Source organism: Pelomonas sp. KK5 (assembly GCF_001984095.1).
Classification (GTDB): Bacteria; Pseudomonadota; Gammaproteobacteria; order Burkholderiales; family Burkholderiaceae_C; genus KK5.
On record NZ_LYVQ01000536.1, the window covers coordinates 1 to 581 of the forward strand.

The window sequence follows — 581 nt, forward strand, 5'->3', positions numbered from 1 at the left end:
TTAGGCGTCCGCTGGAATGCCAGGTTAGGTGCGTGGTTGAAATGCACTTGATGCCTCCTGAATTGCACGGAATAGTCGCTGCGCCGCGTGCAGAGCCTCCTCGGCGTTGAGGCGCGCTTCAAGCCACTCAAGAGTTGGACCGTCGTCATTCAAAGACGACACCTCAAGCGAGTTGCGAGCCACTGATCTGCTCCGCCCTCGATCAAGGGCGTAGTCGTCAATATGCTCTGCTACATCGCGCATGCGCTTGAGGTCAGGGACGGAAAGGTCAAACTGCCTTAGCGCCGGTTGGACAAGCAAACGAATCTCGGGCAGTTCGGCCGCCAAGGAAGCCGCCCGACGTAACCGTGTGAGAGCAACAACCAAGAAGCCGAAGTCCGCCCATTTGCGAAAGAGAAAGACTTCATCTTCAGGCTCCGTCGACCGAAGCCGCCGGCATTGAAGATCGACGGACCACACTGCTAGGTTGGCCAGCCGGCGAGCCCGTTCATAGGTGGCAGCAGCAGTGAGCGGCGACATTCTGCAAAGCACCTAACGATTGCGTTCAGCCGCGCCGTTAGGCGTCGGCTGGAACTGCGGGT

At 58.9% G+C, this 581-nt stretch carries 1 protein-coding gene; it reads right to left on the reverse strand.

The features are described 5' to 3' along the window. Positions 1–24 precede the first annotated feature (24 nt). The gene (locus tag B0W88_RS33365) at positions 25–519 is read right to left on the reverse strand and encodes a hypothetical protein (protein ID WP_144007161.1); all 495 of its coding nucleotides are present in this window, start codon (positions 517–519) and stop codon (positions 25–27) included. Positions 520–581: the final 62 nt, after the last annotated feature.

What these genes read in the sequence shown, in the direction of transcription:
- B0W88_RS33365 (WP_144007161.1), bottom strand. Translation starts at nt 519, where the DNA reads ATGTCGCCGCTCACTGCTGCTGCCACCTATGAACGGGCTCGCCGGCTG.